The 22,083-nt window shown below is 65.6% G+C and carries 20 protein-coding genes; 16 read left to right on the forward strand and 4 right to left on the reverse strand.

Annotation, left to right across the window (positions count from 1 at the left end):
• Positions 1-1,363, reverse strand: a 1,363-nt coding sequence (locus I5M_RS01755) for an FAD-binding oxidoreductase (protein WP_022719829.1), incomplete at its 3' end; no start/stop codon positions are given.
• A gap of 14 nt (positions 1,364-1,377) precedes the next feature.
• Positions 1,378-1,776: a nuclear transport factor 2 family protein gene (locus I5M_RS01760; RefSeq protein WP_022719830.1), complete on the reverse strand. Its 399-nt coding sequence runs from the start codon at positions 1,774-1,776 to the stop codon at positions 1,378-1,380.
• Positions 1,777-2,154: 378 nt separating this feature from the next.
• Here I5M_RS01760 and I5M_RS01765 point away from each other — a divergent pair, with 378 nt between their 5' ends.
• From I5M_RS01765 to I5M_RS01800, 8 genes are all read left to right on the forward strand, one after another.
• On the forward strand, positions 2,155-2,943 hold the full coding sequence (locus I5M_RS01765; protein WP_022719831.1) for a sulfite exporter TauE/SafE family protein: 789 nt from the start codon (positions 2,155-2,157) through the stop codon (positions 2,941-2,943).
• 245 nt (positions 2,944-3,188) lie between these two features.
• Entirely contained in the window at positions 3,189-4,538 is a 1,350-nt protein-coding gene (locus I5M_RS01770) for a PotD/PotF family extracellular solute-binding protein (protein WP_031335015.1), read from the forward strand.
• 78 nt (positions 4,539-4,616) lie between these two features.
• Positions 4,617-5,495, forward strand: a complete 879-nt coding sequence (locus I5M_RS01775) for an ABC transporter permease (RefSeq protein ID WP_031335017.1) — start codon at positions 4,617-4,619, stop codon at positions 5,493-5,495.
• Positions 5,492-6,385: an ABC transporter permease gene (locus tag I5M_RS01780; RefSeq protein ID WP_022719834.1), complete on the forward strand. Its 894-nt coding sequence runs from the start codon at positions 5,492-5,494 to the stop codon at positions 6,383-6,385. The genes I5M_RS01775 and I5M_RS01780 overlap by 4 nt, the downstream gene beginning before the upstream one ends.
• A gap of 12 nt (positions 6,386-6,397) precedes the next feature.
• The gene (locus I5M_RS01785) at positions 6,398-7,504 is read left to right on the forward strand and encodes an ABC transporter ATP-binding protein (protein WP_022719835.1); all 1,107 of its coding nucleotides are present in this window, start codon (positions 6,398-6,400) and stop codon (positions 7,502-7,504) included.
• A 30-nt stretch (positions 7,505-7,534) separates the two neighbouring features.
• Positions 7,535-8,020, forward strand: a complete 486-nt coding sequence (locus tag I5M_RS01790; RefSeq protein ID WP_031335019.1) for a (2Fe-2S)-binding protein — start codon at positions 7,535-7,537, stop codon at positions 8,018-8,020.
• Positions 8,021-8,022: 2 nt separating this feature from the next.
• Positions 8,023-10,410: a xanthine dehydrogenase family protein molybdopterin-binding subunit gene (locus tag I5M_RS01795; protein ID WP_022719837.1), complete on the forward strand. Its 2,388-nt coding sequence runs from the start codon at positions 8,023-8,025 to the stop codon at positions 10,408-10,410.
• A gap of 11 nt (positions 10,411-10,421) precedes the next feature.
• Positions 10,422-11,219 (forward strand): xanthine dehydrogenase family protein subunit M, encoded by a 798-nt coding sequence (locus I5M_RS01800; protein WP_022719838.1) that lies wholly within the window; start codon positions 10,422-10,424, stop codon positions 11,217-11,219.
• 49 nt (positions 11,220-11,268) lie between these two features.
• On the opposite strand, the gene I5M_RS01805 is transcribed toward I5M_RS01800, so the two are convergent.
• Both I5M_RS01805 and I5M_RS01810 read right to left on the reverse strand, forming a co-directional pair.
• On the reverse strand, positions 11,269-12,168 hold the full coding sequence (locus tag I5M_RS01805) for a LysR substrate-binding domain-containing protein (protein ID WP_022719839.1): 900 nt from the start codon (positions 12,166-12,168) through the stop codon (positions 11,269-11,271).
• Between the two features lie 89 nt (positions 12,169-12,257).
• Positions 12,258-13,748 carry an aminotransferase class I/II-fold pyridoxal phosphate-dependent enzyme gene (locus I5M_RS01810; protein WP_022719840.1) on the reverse strand — a complete coding sequence of 497 codons (1,491 nt, stop codon included), beginning with the start codon at positions 13,746-13,748 and terminating at the stop codon, positions 12,258-12,260.
• A 326-nt stretch (positions 13,749-14,074) separates the two neighbouring features.
• Here I5M_RS01810 and I5M_RS34360 point away from each other — a divergent pair, with 326 nt between their 5' ends.
• The 8 genes from I5M_RS34360 to I5M_RS01845 all read left to right on the forward strand — a co-directional run.
• A complete protein-coding gene (locus I5M_RS34360; protein ID WP_376738653.1) occupies positions 14,075-14,203 on the forward strand; it encodes a hypothetical protein in 129 nt (42 codons plus the stop codon).
• 61 nt (positions 14,204-14,264) lie between these two features.
• Positions 14,265-15,674 carry an amidohydrolase gene (locus I5M_RS29000; RefSeq protein WP_244431908.1) on the forward strand — a complete coding sequence of 470 codons (1,410 nt, stop codon included), beginning with the start codon at positions 14,265-14,267 and terminating at the stop codon, positions 15,672-15,674.
• A complete protein-coding gene (locus I5M_RS01820; RefSeq protein ID WP_022719841.1) occupies positions 15,671-16,621 on the forward strand; it encodes a GTP-binding protein in 951 nt (316 codons plus the stop codon). Before I5M_RS29000 ends, I5M_RS01820 begins: the two co-directional genes overlap by 4 nt.
• A gap of 104 nt (positions 16,622-16,725) precedes the next feature.
• Complete coding sequence (locus tag I5M_RS01825; RefSeq protein WP_244431909.1) at positions 16,726-18,300, forward strand: ABC transporter substrate-binding protein; 1,575 nt, start codon at positions 16,726-16,728, stop codon at positions 18,298-18,300.
• 23 nt (positions 18,301-18,323) lie between these two features.
• On the forward strand, positions 18,324-19,304 hold the full coding sequence (locus tag I5M_RS01830) for an ABC transporter permease (protein ID WP_022719843.1): 981 nt from the start codon (positions 18,324-18,326) through the stop codon (positions 19,302-19,304).
• Complete coding sequence (locus I5M_RS01835; RefSeq protein ID WP_022719844.1) at positions 19,301-20,245, forward strand: ABC transporter permease; 945 nt, start codon at positions 19,301-19,303, stop codon at positions 20,243-20,245. Before I5M_RS01830 ends, I5M_RS01835 begins: the two co-directional genes overlap by 4 nt.
• 2 nt (positions 20,246-20,247) lie before the next feature.
• Positions 20,248-21,243, forward strand: coding sequence for an ABC transporter ATP-binding protein (locus tag I5M_RS01840; RefSeq protein WP_031335023.1), 996 nt, complete (start codon positions 20,248-20,250; stop codon positions 21,241-21,243).
• Positions 21,240-22,083: ATP-binding cassette domain-containing protein (locus tag I5M_RS01845; RefSeq protein ID WP_022719846.1), on the forward strand; the 844-nt coding region annotated here is incomplete at its 3' end. The genes I5M_RS01840 and I5M_RS01845, both read left to right, overlap by 4 nt.

The raw sequence follows: 22,083 nt of genomic DNA on the forward strand, positions 1-22,083 counted from the left end.
GATACAGCATGCGCTGGCCGATGCGGCGGAACGGCGAGAAGGTGTGGGTCGGCAGCGGCGAGGTGAAGATCGGCAGATCCTGACCCTTGAAACGCTGCCCGGCGATCATCTGCGCCATGCGGCGGCCGGCCTGCGCCGAGTACGACACGCCGTTGCCGCCGTAGCCGAGCGCATAGAACAGCTTCTGGTCCTGCGCCGGCTGGAAGATGCGCGGCATCATGTCGTGACTGACGTCGACCCAGCCCCACCACGAGTAGTCGATCTCGATGCCGGTCAGCGCCGGGAATTTGCGGTGCAGGCCATCGATCAGGAGCTGCAGATGCTTGGGATGGTCGGCATCGGCGCCGGTGATCGACGAGCGGCTGCCGATCTGGACGCGGTTGTCGGGCAGCAGACGATAGTAGTAGCGCAGCGTGCGCGTGTCTGTGAGCACCAGCTTGGTCTTGAAACCGGTCGTCTCGAGTTCGGCCGCGGTCAGCGGCCGTGTCACGATCGAGTTGGACAGGATCGGCATGCAGCGGCCGCGCAGCAGCGGCGTCAGGCCCGGCGCCGTGTAGGCGCCGGTGGCAATGCCGACCGCGCGCGCCTTCACCGTGCCGCCCGGTGTGCGCAGATAAAACACGCCACCGCGTTCGGTAATATCGATCACCGGGCTGCCCGGGTGAACCTTGGCGCCGAGGTCGCGCGCCATTTGCTGATAGCCGAAGGCGAGCTTGGCCGGATGCACCCCGGTGCCGAGCGGCTCGAGCACCGCGCCGACAGCCTCGGACTCGTTGAGATAGTTCTGGCGCAGCTCGTCGGCGCCGATCAACCGGGTCGGCTCGCCGAACACGTCGGTGAGAACCTTGGCCTCGGCGGCGATCTTGTCGAGGTTACGCTGGCGGTGGGCGATGTAGAGATGGCCGCCGCGCTGCGGCTCGCAGTCGATCGGGCTGCTGCGCACCAGCTCTTCGAAGGTCTCGAAGCCGTCGCGGATTTCGGCGTGCAGCTTGAGCGCGACGTCGCGGCCCCAGCGCTCGATCCATTGCGAGCGCGTCAGCCGGCCGGCGGCGTTCTGGCCCTGGCCGCCGTTACGGGTACTGCAGCCCCAGGCAACGCGATTGGCTTCCAGCACCGTCGCCTTGATGCCGTGCTCGCGCGCCAGATAGATCGCGCAGGCGAGGCCGGTGAAACCGGAACCGATGATGACGACATCGGCATCGACATCCTGAGTGATCGGGCCGTCGTCCTGCGGCGGCGTACCGGCGGTCGCGGTCCAGTAGGTCGGCGCGTAGTTGCGGTTGCGGCCGGGGCCGTCGCTGACCAGCGGATCGTAGTGGGGATCGTAGGCGGCGAAGGGCGAATGATTCAGCGGCTTGTTCATGACGCGGCCGCCTCTTACTTGGCCGCCGGCAGCGGCGGACGGTCCTTGCGGAACGCGCTCTTAGTGCAGATCTTGTCGCCGCGGAAGCCGAGCAGGTCGACGCCTTCGGCTTCGATCTTGGAGCCGTCCTTGGCGGTCGCCCGGAAGATCCATTCGGAGATGCCGCGATCGCCGAACACCGCGTGGCGCGTGCATTCCCAGCTCACGTCAGGAAACATCGCGAACGTTCCCTCGAACGCCGCGCGCACGTCGGCTGCGCCGCTGATGCGACGGCCGCGCGCTTCGGGTCCGGCGGCGGCGTCGAACACGACGTCGTCGGTCATCCCCGCCATCACGGCGGCGCCGTCGTGGCGGTTGAACGCCTGGAACACGGCTTCCAGCGTCTTCAGTCGAGCTGTGTCGAGATCGGACATGATCAATCCATTCTGCTTTCCGCGCGCCGCAACCGATGCGGAGATGCACGCTTCGCAGGCAAAACTGTCACGACCTTCGGCCGCCGGCTTAGAACCAGATGACGCAAGCGTGGCGGACCAGAGCCGCGCGGGCAGACTGGCCCAACGGCCGGACCCGCATTGGCCCTTGGCTTTGCGTGCCGGATCGTCGATGACCTAACAAAGGCAAAAAGCAGCCCGCTTCGGCGGAGCCGCGCCAAGGCCGCATCGGCGCCTGATGAGCTGTCAGGCGGTCGCGCGCGCTGGAACACCAGGGTGGAAGCTTCCGAAGAGTGGTCCTTCCGTGCAGAACCACAACGGTCATAGACCGCCTCGATGCTCCCCTTCCCGTAGCCGCGCATGCACTCAATCGTTGCAGCGGCGCAGGCCACTCTCATCGCCGCGCTGCCATCCCCCGGTCTCGCAGCCGCCACTCTCGCGGCAGTGCTGACGGCTGCGGTGTTGCGCGGCTTTACGGGCTTCGGCTTCGCACTCGCCGCCGTGCCACTGATGGGCATGGTGATGACGCCCTCCCAGGCGGTGCCGATCGCCGTGCTGTTGCAACTTCTCGGTGGCCTCAACGATCTGCGCCGCAATCACCAGGACGGTCACTGGTGGTCGCTGCGCTGGCTGATCGTGGGCGCAATCATCGGCTCGCCGCTCGGCGCGCTGGTGCTCAGCGTCGCGCCGGCCGCGGCCGCGCGCATCATCATCTCGTGCATCACGTTCGGCGCAGTCGTCGTGCTCGGTCGCGGCTTCGCCTTCGACGTCGTACCGTCGCGCCTCGTCACCATCGGGGTCGGCGCGCTCGCTGGGCTGTTCAACGGTCTCGCCGGCATGCCGGCGCCGGCCGTGGTGGTGTACTACATGTCCGGGCCGTTTCGCTCCGTCGTGGCGCGCGCCTCGCTGCTGATCTTCTTTCTCGCCACGGCAATCGCGGCTTTCGGCAGCATCGCGTTCTTCGGTCTCGCCACCACGCAGGTGGCCTGGCTCACTCTGTTGACGTTGCCGGCGATGTTCGTCGGCACCTGGATCGGCGAGCAAGGTTTTCGCCGCGGCAGCGAGCGCTTGCATCGCCAGGTTTCCGTCGCCAGCCTTGCGATCGTGGCGCTACTGAGCGCCGCAAAGGGTATCGGCGAGCTGCTGTGATCCGTCGCATGCTGATCGCGGCAGCGCTCGACGTAAAGATCATATCGAAGCCGTGAGCTGGCGATTCCTTGGGCGCTCTGCGCAAAGCCGATGCAGCGGCTTCGTTCATTAATTCCGCTAATGCGGCCAATTTTTGCTTCCAATTTTACTTCCCAAAATCTCGCCCATAGCCTCGCGCATGACCGATCGCATCGTCGCCGAGTGAAGTGATGATGCTCATCTTCAACTCAGTCAGCGAGAGCGCCATGATCGATAAGGACAGCGGAGTATCCTCTTCCGATCCGACGGGGACGGAAGCCAAGTCGGCGAAGAAACTGAGCCGTCGCTCACTGCTCAAGGGCGCCGCAGCGGTCGCCGGCGCGGCGGTCGGCAGCGATGCGATCCGCGGCTTTCCGACGATCTGGGCCCAGGAGATCAAGGATATCGAGCTGCGCCATGTCGGCGTGTCGTACTCGGTGGTGAAGGCGATCGGTGACCAGGCCGCGAAGGATCTCGGCTTCAAGGTGACGATGCAGAATCTCGACACCTCGGCGGCGATCAATCGCTTCATCAGCCAGCCAAACACAGTCGACATCGCCGATCTCGAAGGCTGGCAAGCCAAGCTCGCCGCCAAGCGCAGCGTCATCCAGGGCATCGAAGTCAAGAAGATCAAGGAATTCGACAACATCCTGCCGATCTTCACCAAGGGCGAGATCGACGGTCACAAGATCCCGCGCGAAGGCATCTCGCCCTACGAGGCGATGTACATCTCCAAGCCCGATTCAACCGATCTACACGACGGCGTCACCGAGTGGGCGACCTTCCTGCCGCAGGTCTACAACGCCGACTCGATCGGTTATCGCCCCGATCTGGTCGGTCATGAAGTGACCGAGTGGAAGGAGCTGATCGATCCCAAATTCAAGGGCAAGGCCGCGATCCTCGACGTGCCGGCAATCGGCATCATGGACGCCGCTTTGTGCTTCGAGAGTGCCGGCCTGATCAAGTACGGCAACAAGGGTAACATGACCAAGGAGGAGATCGACTTCACCTGCAACAAGCTGATCGAGCTGAAGAAGGCCGGCCAGTTCCGCGCCACCTGGACCACCTTCGATCAGTCGGTGCAGCTGATGGCGGCGGGAGAAGTGATCATCCAGTCGATGTGGTCGCCGGCGGTGGCCGCGGTCCGCGTCAAGGAAATTCCCTGCGTCTACGCCGCGGTCAATATCAAGAACGGCAAGGAAGGCTATCGCGGCTGGTGCAACGGCATGGGCCTGATGAAGCACCTGTCCGGCAAGAAGCTCGACGCCGCCTACGAATATCTCAACTGGTATCTGTCCGGCTGGCAGGGCGGTTTCGTGGCGCGCTACGGCTACTACAGCCCGGTGCCGTCGACGGCCAAGAAATTCCTGACGCCGGCCGAATGGGCGTTCTGGTACGAAGGCAAGCCGGCGCCCGAAGTGATTAACGATCCCTACGGCGTGCCGATGGAAAAGGCAGGCACCAAGCGCGACGGCGGCTCGTTCCTCGAGCGGGTCAAGAACATCTCGTGCTGGAACACGCTGATGGACGAATCCGCCTACATGAACAAGCGCTGGAACGACTTCAAGGTGGCCTGAAACCTGCACTGATCATGATGCTCCGGTCGGCGCGTTCTTGCGCCGGCCGGGCCCGCGACCTCCAGCCTGGTCATGCCGATGCAGTCGAATTCTCCCTTGCCACGCGCCAATCTCGCCGGGTGGTTGTACGTGTCTCCGCTGGTTCTGGTGCTGGTGCCGTTCTTCGTGGCGCCGATTCTGGTGGTGCTGGCGGCGAGCGTGTTCACCACCGACGGCTTCGGTGGACTGACGCCCGGTTTCACGCTGTCGAATTACGCCGAGGTGCTTAGTTCAGGGCTGACGCTGAAGCTGTATCTGGCGACGATCAAGTTCACCGTGCTGACCTGGATGTTCACGCTGCTGATAGGCTTCTTCGTCGCGTACTTCCTGGTGTTTCACGTCCGCAATCCGCTGCTGGCGATCGGTCTGTTCCTTATCTGCACGGTGCCGTTCTGGACCTCGAACATCATCCGGATGATTTCCTGGATTCCGCTGCTCGGCAAGGAAGGCCTGATCAACGACGCGCTGCTGGCGACCGGCGTGATCCGCCAGCCGCTCGACGTGCTGCTGTTCTCCGATCTCGCCGTGGTGATCGCCTATGTGCACCAGCTGACGATCTTCATGATCGTGCCGATCTTCAATTCGATGGCGCGGATCGACAAGCGGGTGATCGAGGCCGCCGTCGACGCCGGCGCCAGCCGCTTCGAGATCATGCGCCACATCGTCGTGCCGATGTCCAAGAGCGGCATCGCGCTCGGCAGCATCTTCGTCGTCTCGATCGTGATGGGCGACTTCTTCGTCGTCAAGGTGATGTCCGGTGGCGGCTCGGCCTCGGTGGTCAGCGCATTCTACGAGGACGTCGGTGTGCTGCAGTATCCGACCGCGGCGGCCAGCGCCGTGCTGCTGACCTTGGTGCTGATGGGCGTGGTGGCGCTGATCCTGCGCACCGTCGATATCCGCCGGGAGATCACCCGATGAGCACCGCGGTGGTCGAAGCGCCTGAGACGATCGAGCCTGCGGTGAGCAAGGCGATCGCGCCGAGCCGCGGTCAGCGGCCGTGGACGTTCTACGTGCTGGCCGGGCTGTTCACGCTCTACGTGCTGGCGCTCTACGGGCCGATGATCTGCATCTACATCCTGTCGTTTCAGGATATCCGCGGCGGCCTGGTGTTTCCGATGAAGGGCCACTCGCTGCACTGGTTCGTCGATCTGTTCACCCAGGCGCGGACCGGCGACGTCAAGGGCTCGTTCGATCGCTCGATCAAGCTGGCGCTGATCGTCACGGTGATCACCGTGGTGGTGTCGTTTCTCGCCGGCCTCGGCTTCCGTCGCCGCTTCGTCGGCGACAACGCCGTGTTCACCATGATGATCGGCAGCCTGGTGGCGCCCGGCCTCGTGCTCGGCCTCGGTACCGGTCTGTTGTTTCAGGCGCTCGGCCTCAACGCGGCTTGGTACACCTCGGCGCTCGGCGCGCAATTGTCGTGGACGCTGCCGTTCGGCGTGCTGGTCATGTTCGCGGTGATGTCGCGCTTCAACCACGCCTGGGAGGAAGCCGCCTACGATCTCGGCGCCAGCCGCTGGCAGACGATCCGGCTGGTGATGATCCCGGTGCTGGCGCCCGGCCTCGTCGCGGTCGCGCTGTTCGGCTTCACGCTGTCCTACGACGAATTCGCCCGCAGTCTGCAGACGGCGGGCTCGCTGAATACGCTGCCGCTCGAGATCTGGAGCATGACGCTCAACGTCACGTCTCCGTCGCTCTACGCACTCGGCACGGTGACGACGATCGTCTCGTTCGTCGTCATCGCCGTCGGCCTCGGCACCATCGTGCTGATCCAGAAGCGGCGCGGCGGCGGATCGGCGCACGGCTAGGAGTTGTCTGGCATGAAAATCGAACGTGGCGATATCGAGCTGGCAGGCGTCTGCAAGAGCTTCGACGGCGTCAGCAATGTGGTCGACGGCGTCAATCTGAAGATCGCCGACGGCGCCTATTGCTGCTTCATCGGCCCGTCGGGCTGCGGCAAGACCACCATCCTGCGGATGATCGCCGGCCACGAGGACCCGACCGCGGGCGAGATCGTGATCGGCGGCCACAACGTCGTCGGTCTGCCGCCGGTGCAGCGGCGCACCGCGATGATGTTCCAGTCCTACGCGCTGTTTCCGCATCTCACTGTACGCGACAACATCGCCTTCGCGCTGCGGGTGCGCGGCATGGCCAAGGCCGACCGGCTGCGTGCCGCCGACGCGATGATCGAGAAGGTGCGGTTGACGCCGTTCGCGGATCGGCTGCCGGCGCAGCTCTCCGGCGGCCAGCAGCAGCGCGTCGCGCTCGCGCGCGCGGCCATCACCGAACCGCGGGTGCTGCTGCTCGACGAGCCGCTGTCGGCGCTCGACGAACAGCTCCGCGTGCAGATGCGGCAGGAGCTGCGGCGGATGCAGCGCGACCTCGGCATCACCTTCATCCACGTCACCCATACGCAGCTCGAAGCGATCGCGCTCGCCGACCTCGTGGTGGTGATGGACAACGGCAGGATCAAGCAGGCCGGCCCGGCGCGCGAGGTCTATGCCCAGCCGCACGATCGCTACGTCGCCGAGTTCATGGGCGGCCAGAACGTGTTGTCCGGCCGTGTCGAGAAGGTCAACGGCGCCAGCTTCATGCTGGGGCAGGCGGCGCCGGGTGCGATCGAGGTGCCGCTGCGTGCGCGCTCGAGCCTCGGTATCGGCGACAAGATCGACATTGCCATCCGCCGCGACGACGTCGCGCTGGTCCGCCCGGGCGGAGCGCTACCGACGGGCTGCTCGACCTCGCTGCCGAGCCGCGTGCTGGCGATCGAGTACCAGGGGTACTTCGTCAAGGTGATGCTCGACACTGTGCCGGACGACGAATTCGTAGCCTACGTGCCGGAGAAAACCTTCTTCGCCGATCCGCTCAATGTCGGCGACGTCGTGGTCGCCACCTGGCCGACCGAGCTCGCCCGCCCTCTCGCCTGATCCATCGCCGTGCATCAAGGAGTTTCGATCGTGCAGATATCCTTCATCCTCAACGGCCGGCCGACCAGTGTGGAGGTCGAGCCGTCCATGCTGGTCGCCGATCTGCTCCGCGAACAGCTCGATCTGACCGGCACCCATGTGGGCTGCGACACCAGCCAATGCGGCGCCTGCGTGGTGCATCTCGACGGCGTGCCGGTGAAGAGCTGCACGCTGCTGGCACCAGCGCTCGATGGCGCCACGCTGCTGACTATCGAGGGCCTGCAGGGCGAGCCCGGGTCGAACCGGCTGCATCCGATGCAGGAGGCGTTTCGCGAGCATCACGGCCTGCAATGCGGCTTCTGCACGCCCGGCATGCTGATGACCGCGATCGCGCTGGCGCAGGACAAGCCGAACCTGACGGAAGCGGAAGTTCGCCATGGCCTGGAAGGCAACATCTGCCGCTGCACCGGCTATCAGAACATCGTTGTCGCGGTGATGGCCGGCGCGGCCGCCATGCACGCCGCCGGGGGAGAGTGACCATGAGCAATGTGATCGGCATCGGCGCGGCCCCGAAGCGCAAGGAAGACCAGCGCTTCCTTACCGGGCGTGGCAACTACGTCTCCGACATCAAGATCCCCGGCATGACCGCTGGCGTGTTCGTGCGTTCGCCGCACGGCCATGCGGTGCTGCGCGGCATCGACAAGACCGCGGCGCTGGCCCTGCCGGGCGTGATCGCGATCCTGACCGGCGAGGACGTCGCGGCCGATGGGCTCGGCACGTTGCCGTGCGGCTGGGGCATCAGCAACGCCCAGGGCGTGCCGATGAAGGAGCCGCCGTTCCCGGTGCTGGCACAAGGCAAGGTGCGCTTCGTCGGCGACATGGTAGCGCTGGTGATCGCCGAGACGCCGGAACAGGCCAACGCCGCCGCCGACCTGCTCGACATCGACTACGAGGTGCTGCCCGCGGTGGTCGGCGTGCTCGACGCGGTGGCGCCCGGCGCGCCGCAATTGTTCGACGATATTCCGAACAACATCTGCTGCGACTGGGAGCTCGGCGACAAGGCCGCGGTCGAAGCCGCGTTCCGCAAGGCGGCGCATATCGCCAAGCTCAGCCTGGTCAACAACCGGCTGATCGGCAATCCGATGGAGCCGCGCGCCGCGGTCGCCGACTATAATCCCGGCACCGGCCAGCACGCGTTGTGGACCACCAGCCAGTTTCCGCACGTCGTCCGCACGCTGATGAGCGGACTGGTGCTGAAGGTGCCCGAGCACAAGGTGCGCGTCGTCGCGCCCGATGTCGGCGGCGGCTTCGGCGTCAAGCAGTTTCACTACGGCGAGGAAGCGGCGCTGGCCTGGGCGGCGAAGCGCGTGATGCGGCCGGTGAAGTGGGTGGCGAGCCGTTCCGAGGGCTATCTGTCGGATCGCCACGGCCGCGATCATGTCACCGAGGCCGAACTCGCGCTCGACGAGACCGGCAAATTTCTGGCTTTCCGCGTCAAGACGCTTGCCAATATGGGCGGCTATCTGTCGACCTTCGGGCCGAACATTCCGACCAACCTCTACGCGCCGCTGCTCGGCGGCGTCTACACGACGCCGGCGATCTACTGCAACGTCAAGGTGGTGTTCACCAACACGGTGCCCGTCGACGCGTATCGCGGCGCGGGCCGGCCGGAAGCCACCTTCGTGCTGGAGCGCATGGTCGACGTCGCGGCCGCCGAGATGGGCATCGACCGCGTCGAGATCCGCCGCCGCAACATGATCCCGAAGGAAGCCTATCCGTATCAGACGCCGGTGCTGGTGCAGTACGATTCCGGCGATCCGATGGGCTGCCTCGACGGCGCGCTGGCCGCCGCCGATGTCGCCGGTTTCGGCGCGCGCAAGGCGGAGTCGGCCAGGCGCGGCAAATTCCGCGGCCTCGGCTACTCGACCTATGTGGAGGCCTGCGGCCTGGCGCCGTCGCGCTTCGCCGGACGGCTCGGTGCGCGCGGCGGTCTTTACGAGAGCGCCACGGTGCGGGTGCATCCGGGCGGGCAGGTGACGGTGCTGATCGGCACCCACAATCACGGCCAGGGCCACGAGACCACCTTCGCGCAGATCGTCTCGGAGAAGCTTGGCGTGGCGTTCGACAATGTCGACATCGTGTTCGGCGACACCGACCGCGTTCAGTTCGGCATGGGTACTTACGGGTCGCGCTCGCTGGTGGTCGGCGGTGCGGCGCTGTCCAAGGCCGCCGACAAGGTGATCGTCAAGGGCAAGAAGATCGCTGCGCATCTGCTCGAGACCAGCGAGCAGGACATCCACTTCGAAGCCGGAAAATTCTCGGTGGCGGGCACCGACCGGGTCAAGACCTTCGAGGAGATCGCCGGTGCCGCCTATGTGCCGCACAACTATCCGCTCGAAGTGCTGGAGCCGGGGCTGGAAGAACAGGCCTATTACGATCCGGTCAATTTCACCTATCCGGGTGGCTGCCACATCTGTGAGGTCGAGATCGATCCCGAGACCGGCGTCGTGCAGCTGCTCAACTACACGGCGGTCGACGACGTCGGCACCGTGATCAACCCGATGATCGTCGAGGGCCAGCTCCACGGCGGCATCGTCCAGGGCGTCGGCCAGGCGCTGTTCGAGAACGCCGTCTATGACGACGGCTCGGGGCAGCTGCTGTCCGGCTCGCTGATGGACTACTGCATGCCGCGCGCCGATCACATGCCGATGATGAATATCGCGACGCATTCGACGCTGTGCACCCACACGCCGATGGGTGTGAAGGGGTGCGGCGAGGTCGGCACCATCGGCTCGCCCGCCGCGGTGATCAACGCCGTGGTCGACGCGCTGTCGCATCTCGGCGTCACCCATGTGGACATGCCGGCGACGCCGAACCGGATCTGGCGCCTGCTGCAGAACGCGTCGCTGCCGATCGCCGCCGAGTAAGGAGAACCTAGATGAAATCGTTCGCTTATCATCAGCCGAGCCAGGTTCCCGAGGCCGCTCGGCTGCTCGGTGCACTCGAAGACAGCAAGATCGTCGCCGGCGGCATGACGCTGATCCCGACGCTGAAACAGCGGCTTGCCGCGCCGCCGGCGCTGATTGATCTGTCGAAGCTGCCGGGGCTCTCGGGCATCAAGGACGAGGGCCCCACCATCACCATCGGGGCGATGACGCGGCACGCGGACGTGGCGCGCTCGGCCATGCTGGCGGAGCGGCTGCCCGCGCTGGCGACGCTGGCGTCGCTGATCGGCGATCCGGCGGTACGCAATCGCGGCACCATCGGCGGCTCGGTCGCCAACAACGATCCATCTGCGGACTATCCGGCCGCCGTGCTCGGGCTCGGCGCCACAGTGGTCACCAACATTCGTGATATTCCGGCCGATCAGTACTTCGTCGGGTTGTTCGAAACCGCGCTGCAGCCCGGTGAAATAATCACGGCGATCCGGTTTCCGGTGCCGCTCAAGGCCGGCTACGCCAAGTTCAAGGCGCCAGCGTCGCGCTACGCGCTCGTCGGGGTGTTCGTGGCGCAATTCACCGACGGCGTTCGTGTCGCCGTCACCGGCGCAGGTCCGGGCGTCTTCCGCGTGCCGCCGATGGAGCAGGCGCTGGCGCAGCATTTCGATCCCTCGGCGATCGCAGCGATCAAGATCGATACCGAGGGCCTGACCTCCGACATCCATGCGGAAGCCGATTATCGCGCCCATCTGGTCACCGTGATGGCCAAGCGCGCCGTCGACGCGGCGCTGAGCTGAATATTCGAGCGTGCCGCCGCCCGATGTGGCGGCGGCGCGATCGAAAGATCTACGACAGTTCGATCGGCGTACCGGGCGCGACGAGGTCTTCGTCCAGCCTCAGATAATGCGCCAGATAATCGTGCAGCGCCGTGGCGGCTTTCGAGGTCGCACCGTTGGATTTGTAGAGCAGCAGCTCGACCTTCGGCAGCGGCGGCAGTCCTTCGGCGACGCCGATCTCCCGCATCGTCGGCACTAATGCGCTGCGGCCCAGCACCGTCACCGCCATCCCGGCAAACGCGGCCGCCTGCAGGCCGCCGACGCTTTCGCTGACACAGGCGATGCGCCAGCGGATGCCGGCGCGCTCCAAAGCATCGATCGCGTAGTCGCGGAAGATATTGCCCGGCGGCAGCAGCGCCAGTGGCACCGGCTGTTCCAGGTGTGCCTTCGAGTGTTCGCCCGTCATCCACACCAGCTGTTCGTGGCGAACAACCTGGCCGCCGGTGAAGTCGTTCATCCGCGTGACCAGCGCGATGTCGACATCGCCGCGCTTCACCAGGCCGACCAGCGGCGTCGACAGCGCGCAGTTCAGTTCGACCTGAATCCGCGGAAAGGATTTGCGGAACACCGCCAGGATTGAAGGCAGCATGAAGGCTGCGTAGAGATCCGGCGTGCCGAGAACGACTTGGCCTTCGATCTCTTGTGAGGCGAGCTGTGCGATCAGTTCGTCGTGAAGCCGCAAGATCGACTTGGCATAGAGCAGAACCGTGGTGCCGTGCTCGGTCAGCGTCACGCGCCGGCCGCCGTGCGAGAACAGCTGCTTTCCGGCGAGTTCTTCCAGTCGCTGCAACTGTAACGTGATGGCCGGCTGAGTGCGTCCGAGGCGCCGTGCCGTTTCGGTGATGCTCCCCGTCTCGACCACCGAGATCAGCGATCGGAGCATACGAATATCGAGACTGATGAGATTCATGCGGCATCCATGTTGGGAACCAGCAAGCAAATTCCGTGCTAAATGTCAGCGCAGACTTGCTTGCGTGCCGATGAAACGGCTCGGTGCACCTAGCTCTTGAGCTGCCGCGCGATCACCTTGCCGAGGCGCTGGATGCCGATCTCGATGCGGTCGGTCCGGATCGACGAGAAGCCGAGGCGGAAGCAGTGACGGCTGGCGGCTTCGTCCATCGAGAACACCGCGCCGGGTTCGATCACGACGCCTTGTTCGAGTGCGGCTTGCGCCAGTGCGGTGCAATCGAGCGTAGGCGGGCAGGTGATCCAGTAGTTCGTGCTGCCGGCGCCGCGCGAGAAGCTGCAGTCCGGCAGATGTTCGGGCAGCAGCCTGTCGAGCAGCCGGGCGCGCTCGAGCAGCACGCGGCCGACTTGCGCGAGATGCGCGCGATAATGGCCAAGTCCGATGAACAGCGCCGCGACGCGCTGGTTGTTGAGCGGCGGATGCCGCAGCATCAGCCGGCGCAGCGCGCGCAGTTCGCGGATCACCGGCGCCGGCGCCACCACGTAACCGAGCCGCAGCCCGGGCGCGAGCGCCTTCGACAGGCTGCCGACGTAGAGGACGTTGCTGTCGCGATCGAGACTCTTCAGCGGCGGCAGCGTCGCCGCCTCGGGCATCATCTCGCCCTCGTAGTCGTCTTCGACCACGACGACATCGCCGTCTTGCGCGGCCTTCAGCAGTTCCTGCCGACGCTGAAGCGGCATCGTCACCGCGGTCGGACACTGGTGGCTGGCGGTGACGTAAGCCAGCGTGCAGCCGCGGAACGCCGCATCGGGCACCAGTCCGTCGCCGTCGATCGCGAGCGGCACCACCTCGGGCGTCAGCAGGCGGAAGATGTTGCGCGCGTCCGGATAGCCCGGCTCCTCGATGCCGACGCGCGTGCCGGCATTGACGAACAGCGTGGCGATCAGCGACAGCGCGTGCTGGGCGCCGATCGTCATCATGATTTCGTCGGTGCGCGCGTGAATGCCGCGCCGCGGCAGAACCTGAAGCTGTAACTGCTCGATCAGCGCCGGATCGTCGCCGTCGATCAGGTCGCGCGCCCAGTTGTTGATCTCGGGCACGCTCAGCGCCGCGCGTGCCGATTCGCGCCAGTCATTGGTGGGGAACAGGCTCGGATCGAACTGGCCGAAGATGAACGGATAGGGCTGCGCCTGCCAATCGGCCGGCTTGACGATGTTGCGATGCGCTGACGGCCGCACCGCGTAGCGGCTGTCCCAATGCGCGTCGTCCCGGCTTGCCGCTTCGGCCGGCTGCGGCTGCTCGGCGACGGATTTTTTCGCCAGACCCGCCACGAAATAGCCGCTGCGCTGGCGCGAGACCAAAAAATTCTGATCGACCAGTTGCTCGTAGGCGATCACCACCGTGTTGCGCGACACCTTCAGCACTGTCGCCAAATCGCGGCTCGACGGCATCCGCATCCCGAGCGGCAGCCGCCCGTCTTCGATCGCGGTGACGATGATCTGGCGTATCTGCAGTTGCAGGAAAGCACCGCCACGATCCATCCCGCGGAAAAGCGCGCCCCAGAACAACGCATCGTTGCTCAAAGGAGCGGCAATGTCCGCGGCATTTGCCGAATTGTCGTGCGCAGGCGCACGAGCGGAAGTGAGCTGTGCAAGCTTTCCCAAAACGATATCCTGCCGGCGCAGCGGATGATCCGCGCGCGCGGTGGCTGAGAATGTCGGGTTCGCCGTTATTAAGCAAGAAGCCTGCCAGCGAGCCCGGCGTCTTACGAATAGCGCTGGCTCCATTCGTGCTCGGTATCTGGCGCTAGTGCGTGCATGGGGTTCGCTTCACGCTTGCAGGTGCAATTCAGGGGAGCCTCAGCGTGACATCCGGCACCGTCGTTTTCGCCGCCCGCAAGATCATCACGATGAATCCGACGCGGCCTTTCGCGACGCATGTTGCGGTGCGAGATGGCCGGATCGTTGATACCGGATCGGCCGAAGAACTTTGTTCGACGGCGCCACGCTCGATAATCGTTTCGCCGACAAGGTGCTGATGCCCGGTTTCGTCGAAGGCCATGCCCACATCATGAAAGGCCTGATGTGGAAGCAGCCTTTATGTCGGCGCGTTTCGATCGCCGCTCGCCGGAGGGCAAGCTCGTCGCCGGCGTACCGACCATCGATGCCATCGTCGAGCGGCTGCAGCAGGCCGAGCGCGAGATGCCCGACGACGGCTCGCCGCTTTACGCCTGGGGCTTCGATCCGCTGCATATCGGCGGCAAGATGCTCAGCCGCCACGACCTCGATCGCGTCTCCACCAAGCGCCCGGTCCTGGTGGTGCATGCGTCGTTCCACATCAACAACGTCAACACGCCGACGCTGGAGCTCGCCGAGCTGCTACGCGCTACCGACATCTCGGGCGTCGTCGCCGGCCCCGATGGACTCGCCAGCGGCGAGCTGCAGGGCATTCCGGCGCGGCTGCGGCTGTTCCGTGCGCTCGGCCACAATCCGATGGCCGGCGGCATCGGCGATGCGGACGTACTCCGCTTCGCGTCCTCGGCCTGCGTCCAGGGCGTCACCACCATCACCGACCTGCACAACGATCTCACCGATCCGACTATCGAAGTGTATCGTCGCATCACCGCGACGGACGAGTTCGGTGTTCGTCTGGTGCCGGCGCTCGCCGCGGTGTCGCACACGCCCGAGCAGGCGATCGCCAAGCTCGAGACGCTGCGTGCCCACGGCAACGACAAACTCCACTACGGCATCGTCAAGCTCGTGGTCGACGGCTCGATCCAGGGCTTCACGGCGCGGCTGCGCTGGCCCGGCTATCACAACGGCACTCCGAATGGCCTGTGGTACATCGCGCCCGAGGAACTTCCGCGCACCGTCGAGGCCTATCATCGCGCCGGTGTTCAGCTTCACATCCACACCAATGGCGACGAAGCCACTCAGTTTGCGCTCGACGCCATCGAGGCGGCGCAGATAGCGGTGCCGCGGCCCGATCATCGCCACACGCTGCAGCACTGCCAGATGGCGGATGCGGCGCAGTTCCGGCGCATGAAGAATCTCGGCGTCTGCGCCAATCTGTTCGCCAACCACATCTATTATTGGGGCGACGCCCATTACGAACTGACGATGGGGCCGGAGCGCGCCGCGCGAATCGACGCCACCGGGACGGCGACCCGCATCGGCGTGCCGTTCGCCATTCATTCGGATGCACCGGTGACGCCGCTGGCGCCGCTGTTCACCGCCTGGTGCGCGGTCAATCGCGTCACGTCCAGCGGCCGCGTGCTCGGTCGCGACACCGAGGCGTTGAGCGTCGAACAGGCGCTCGCGGCCGTGACGATCGGCGCCGCCTACACTTTGAAGATGGATCATCTCGTCGGCAGCATTGAAACAGGCAAATTTGCTGATTTCGTCGTGCTCGAAGAGGACCCGTTGACGATCCAGCCGGCGCGGCTGAAAGATGTGGCGATCTGGGGCACCGTGGTCGGTGGCATCCCTCGGGAGGCGCCTCGCGCATGAAGGCCGCGTCCGCGACCATTCCAGTCACGGTGATCGGCGGCTTTCTCGGCGCCGGCAAAACCACCTTCGTCAATCGCCTGCTGGCGAGTGGCGGCTCGCGCAGCGCGGTGCTGGTCAATGATTTCGGTGAGATCAATATCGATGCCGGTCTGATCGCCGGCCACGACGGCGCCACGATGACGCTGACCAACGGCTGCATTTGCTGCAGCATCGGCACCAGCTTCGTCGATACGCTGTCCCGCGTGCTCGACGCGCAGCCGCCGTTCGAGCGTATCGTCATCGAGGCGAGCGGCGTCGGCGATCCGTGGAAGATCGCCGAGATCGCGCTGATCGAACCGATGCTGCGGCTCGAGCGCGTCATCGTGCTGGCGGATGCCAGCCGCATAGTGGCGCTGCTCAACGACCCGCAGGTCGGCGATACGGTGCGGGCGCAGTTCGCACGGGCCGATGTGGTGTTGCTCAACAAGTGCGATCTGGTGGACCCTGCGAGGTTTTTCGACGCTGAGTCGAAACTGCTGGGGATCTTCCCGCTCAAGAAAATTATCAAGACAGTGCGCGGCGAGATGCCGGCGCTCAGTGAGCTCGGCGATGCGACGCCGAGTTTGTTCGTGGCGGATTCGCCCGAACCGAAGGCGATCGATCATGCCGAGCAGTTTCGCAGCTGGTCGTATCGCCGCGCCGGCGCGTTCGACCGCCGCGCGCTGACGATCGCCCTCGCGGCCCTGCCGCCCCAGCTGCTGCGGCTGAAGGGCTCGTGCCGGTTCGCGGGCGAAGGCGGCTCGGCCGTTCTGCAACTCGTCGACAAGGTCTGGTCGCTGTCGGCGTCTGAATCCGGCTCGACGGACTGCGGCATCGAACTGGTCGGCGTCGGCACCGCCGATCTGCCGCCGGCTTCGTTGCTCGACGCGCTGCTCGATCGCGCGCTGGCTACGGAGGCGGTATCGTGAGCGCCTCCTGCAAAATTTCTCGCCCCGGCCGATGCGGCCGATCTCGTCCCGACCGTCAACCTGAAGCGGAGTCCTGATCCATGCTTTTGTCGAAGCGATCCTTCATGGCCGGTGCTCTCGGCGGCTTGGCTTTCGCCGGGCTGCCGTTCGAGGCCTGGGCACAATCCGCCGGCGGCGGCACGCTGGTTATCGGCTCCACCCAGGTGCCGCGCCACTTCAACGGCGCGGTGCAGTCGGGCATCGCCACGGCGCTGCCGAGCACGCAGATCTTCGCCAGCCCGCTGCGCTACGACGACAAGTGGAATCCGCAGCCCTATCTGGCGAAGTCGTGGGAGATCGCGCCCGACGGGCTGTCGGTGACGCTGAAGCTGGTCGACGACGCGCTGTTCCACGACGGCAAGCCGGTGACGTCGGAAGACGTCGCGTTCTCCATCATGGCCATCAAGGAGAATCATCCGTTCAAGACGATGCTGGCCGCGGTCGACAAGGTCGAGACGCCCGATCCCAAGACCGCGGTGATCAAGCTGACGCATCCGCATCCCGCGCTGCTGCTGGCGATGTCGCCGGCGCTGATGCCGATCATGCCCAAGCACGTCTACGGCGACGGCCAGGACCTCAAGACTCATCCGGCCAATCTCAAGCCGATCGGCTCGGGTCCCTACAAGCTCGTCGAGTACAAGCAGGGCGACTACTACACGCTGGAAAAATTCGACAAGTTTTTCATCCCCGGCCGTCCGAAGCTCGACAAGATCGTGGTGCGGCTGTTCTCCGATCCGAACGCGCTGCTAGTCTCGACCGAGCGCGGCGAGATTCATTCGGCGCCGTTCATCACCGGCGTGCGTGATATCGATCGCCTGGAGAAGTCGCAGAACCTGGTCGTCACCGACAAGGGCTTCGAGGGCATCGGCGCGCTCAACTGGCTCGCCTTCAACACCAAGAAGAAGCCGCTCGACGACGTTCGCGTCCGTCAGGCGATTGCCTATGCGGCCAATCGCGACTTCATCGTCAAGAAGCTGATGGGCGGCAAGGCGACGCCGTCGACCGGTCCGATCGCGCCCGGCTCGCCGCTCGAGGAGAAGAATGTCGAGCAGTACAAATTCGATCTCGCCAAGGCATCGAAGCTGCTCGACGAGGCCGGCCTGAAGCCGAATGCCGACGGCGTCCGCACCACGCTGACCATCGACTACATCCCCGGCGGCGACGAGCAGCAGCGCAACGTCGCCGAGTACATGCGCTCGGCGCTCAAGCGAATCGGCATCAATCTCGAAGTGCGCTCCGCGCCGGACTTCCCGACCTGGGCGCAGCGGGTGTCGAACTACGATTTCGATCTGACCATGGATACGGTCTACAACTGGGCCGACCCGGTGATCGGCGTCGACCGCACCTATCTGTCGTCGAACATCCGCAAGGGCATCATCTGGTCGAACACCCAGCAGTATTCCAACCCGAAGGTGGACGAACTGCTGGGCAAGGCCGCGGTCGAGACCGCTCCGGACAAGCGCAAGGCGCTGTATTCGGAGTTCCAGAAGATCGTCGTCCAGGACGTGCCGATCTACTACATTAACGCGGTGCCTTACTACAACGCCTTCGCCAAGGGACTCGGCAATCTGCCGACCTCGATCTGGGGTATCGCCTCGCCGCTCGACGAGCTGCAGTGGGTGACACCGCCGAAGACTTGACGCGAGACGATTGAAGACACGCGATGACGCTGCTCGTCCATTTGTTCGGAAAACTCGCCAACGCCGCGGCCCTGCTGCTCGCGGTGTTGGTGCTGAATTTCTGCCTGATCCATACTGCGCCGGGAGATCCGGTGCAGGTGATCGCGGGCGAAATGGGCGGCGCGTCGGCCGAGGTGATCGCGTCGCTGCGGGCCAAATACGGCCTCGATCATTCCCTGATCGAGCAATTGTTCACCTATCTGCACAACGTGCTGCGCGGCGACTTCGGCTATTCCTATTACTTCAACCAGCCGGTGCTCGGACTGATCGCGCAGCGGCTGCCGGCAACTCTTTATCTCGCCTTAGCCTCGGTGGTGATGGCGGTGGTGATCGGCACGCTGCTCGGCGTCGCCAGCGCGCGGCGGCCGAACGGCTTGTTCAGTCACGCCGTCACCGTGGTGTCGCTGGCCGGCTACGCGGCTCCGGTGTTCTGGACTGGGCTGCTGCTGCTACTTCTGTTCGGATCGGTGTGGCCGATCCTGCCGGTCAACGGCATGTCCGACGTCGTGCATCCCAAGCAGGGCATCGCCCATCTGCTCGACGTGCTGAAGCATCTGATCCTGCCGTCGGCGACGCTGGCGATGGTGTTCGTCGCGCAATATTCGCGGCTCGCCCGCGTCAACATGATCGACGTGCTGTCGGCCGATTACGTTCGCACTGCCCGCGCCAAGGGGCTGCCGGAAAGCGTGGTGATCTTCAAGCACGCGCTGCGCAACGCGCTGATCCCGATCGTCACCGTGGTCGGCCTGCAGTTCGGCAATCTGTTCGCCGGCGCCGTGCTGGTCGAGACGGTGTATAGCTGGCCCGGCATGGGACGACTGGTCTACGACTCGATCCTGCGCCGCGATTATCCGACCCTGATGGCGGTGTTGTTCTTCTCGGCCGTTCTGGTGATCGCCGCCAACATCATTACCGATCTGGTTTACCGGCTGATCGATCCACGCATTCGTGCGGGGGCCCGATGAGCACGCTGGAGTCGCCCCTGGCCGTGGCTGAAAGCGAAAACGCAAAATCCGCCGCCGGCCCGTCGCGTTCGGCGTCGGTCGCCGAACTTCCCGTCGCCAAGGCGGTGTCGCCGACGCGCGCCGCGTTGCGACAGTTCGGCAAGAGCCCGTCCGGTGTCGCCGGCGCGATCCTGCTGGTGCTGCTGGTCGCGGCGACCATTTTCGGGCCGTTCATCTACCACGTCGATCCGCTCGAGATCGTCGGCATGCCGTTCGCGCCGCCGGACGCCGATGCGCTGCTCGGCACCGACTATCTCGGCCGTGATGTGCTGTCCGGGCTGATCCATGGCGGACGCGCGACACTGACGGTCGGCGCGGTGGCGGCGCTGATCACCATCGTGATCGGCGTCAGCGTCGGCGCGCTCGCCGGCTTCTTCGGCGGCTGGATGGATTCCCTGCTGGTCAAGATCACCGAATTCTTCCAGGTGCTGCCGCCGCTGTTGTTCGCCATGGTGCTGGTGACGCTGTTCGGCGCCAAGCTGTCGACCATCACGCTGGCGATCGGCGTGGTGAGCTGGCCTTCGGCAGCGCGGCTGACGCGGGCCGAGTTCATGCGGCTGCGCGATCTCGATTTCATCAAGGCCTCGCGCGCCGCCGGCGCCGGCAGCTGGCACCTGATCCTGCGCGTGGCGCTGCCCAATGCGCTGCCGCCGATCATCGTGTCGGCGACCCTGGCGATCGGCGTCGCCATCCTGTTCGAAGGCGGTCTTAGCTTCCTCGGTCTCGGCGATCCCAACACCATGAGCTGGGGCCTGATGATCGGCCAGAACCGCAACTACGTGCTCGATGCCTGGTGGGCGGTGACATTCCCCGGCGCCGCGATCTTCCTGGCCGTGCTGGCGGTCAGCCTGGTCGGCGACGGCATCAACGACGCGGTCAATCCGCGGCTGCGGCGGAGGTGAGCATGCCGGTGCTGGCTGTCGAGAATCTCAGCGTCGGCATGACCGGCCGCAGCGGTGGCCTCGTGCCGGTGCTGGAGAACCTGTCGTTCACGCTCGACAAGGGCAAGACCATCGCGCTGGTCGGCGAATCCGGCTGCGGCAAGAGCATGACGGCGCTGGCCATCATGGGGCTGCTCGCCGAAGGCTTCGTCGTCACCGGCGGACGCATCCTGCTCGACGGCGAGGACCTGCTGACGGCACGGCCGAAGCGGCTGCGCAGCCTGCGCGGCGATGCGATGTCGATGGTGTTTCAGGAGCCGATGACGGCGCTGAACCCACTCTACACCGTCGGCGATCAGATCGCCGAGGTGCTGTATTATCACCGCCGGCTCAGCCGCAAGGACGCCGCCGAGCAGGCGGTCGAATTTCTCAAGGCGGTGCAGATCCCCGCCGCCGCGCAGCGCGCCAAGGCCTATCCGCATCAGATGTCCGGCGGCATGCGGCAGCGGGTGATGATCGCGATGGCGCTCGCCTGCAAACCCAAGCTGCTGATCGCCGATGAGCCGACTACCGCGCTCGACGTCACCGTGCAGGCGCAGATCTTCGATCTGTTGGCCAAGCTGCAGGACGAGACCGAAACCGCGATCGTGCTGATCACTCACGATCTCGGCGCCGTCGCCGAACTGGCCGACGATATCGCCGTGCTCTACGCCGGCCGCTGCATCGAGACCGGCCCGGCCAAGGAACTCGCCGCGTCGCCGCGCCACCCCTACACGTCTGGCCTGCTCGGCTGCGTGCCGCATCTGACGGTGGGCGTCGCCAAGCCGGCGCAATGGCACGACCTCGGCGAGATCCCCGGCATGGTGCCGTCGCTCGGTCAGCGCGGACCCGACTGCGCCTTCCTGGCGCGCTGCGCCAACGCCACCGACGTCTGCCGCTCGCGGCCGCAGCCGCCGCTCGGCGCCATCGCGCCCGGCCATACCGTGTCGTGCTGGCGCGCGCAGGAGATCGCCGCATGATGCACATTCATCCGGTGCCGCAGGACGGCGATCCGATCCTGCTCGACGTCAACGATCTGGTCGTGCACTTCCGCACCGGCCGCAAACGGGCCTGGGCCAAGCCGTCGTTCGTCCACGCCGTCGATGGCGTCAGCTTCCGCGTCAAGCGCGGCACCACCTTCGGCATCGTCGGCGAGAGCGGCTCGGGCAAATCAACCACCGCGCAGGCGATCATGCGGCTGGTGCCGGCGACGTCCGGCCAGGTGGTGTTTCGCGGCGAAGACATCATGCCGCTGGACGGCGAGCCGCTGCGCCAGGCGCGCAAGCATCTGCAGATCGTGTTTCAGGATCCGTTCTCGGCGCTCGATCCGCGCCGCCGCGCTGGCGATCAGATTCGTGAGCCGCTCGACCTGCTGCACATCGGCACCCGCAGCGAGCGCGACGCCCGCGTCAAGCAGCTCCTCACCGAAGTCGGTCTGCCGCCCGAAGCCGCCGACCTGTTTCCGCATCAGTTCTCGGGCGGGCAACGGCAGCGTTTATGCATCGCCCGCGCGCTGGCGCCGGAGCCGGAACTGATCGTCTGCGACGAAGCGGTGTCGGCGCTCGACGTCGCCATCCAGGCGCAGATTTTGAATTTGCTGAAGAAGCTGCAGCGCGAGCGCGGACTCACCTACATCTTCATCTCGCACGACCTCGGCGTCATCCAGCAATTCTGCGACGAGATTGCCGTGATGTATCTCGGCAAGATCGTCGAACAGGCGCCGGCCTCGACGCTGTTCACCGCGCCGCGCCATCCCTACACGTGGTCGCTGGTGTCGGCCGCGGTGCCGCCGGGGCCGCTGCGCGACGAACGAAGGCCAA

The organism is Rhodopseudomonas sp. B29 (assembly GCF_000333455.1).
Lineage (GTDB): Bacteria > Pseudomonadota > Alphaproteobacteria > Rhizobiales > Xanthobacteraceae > Rhodopseudomonas.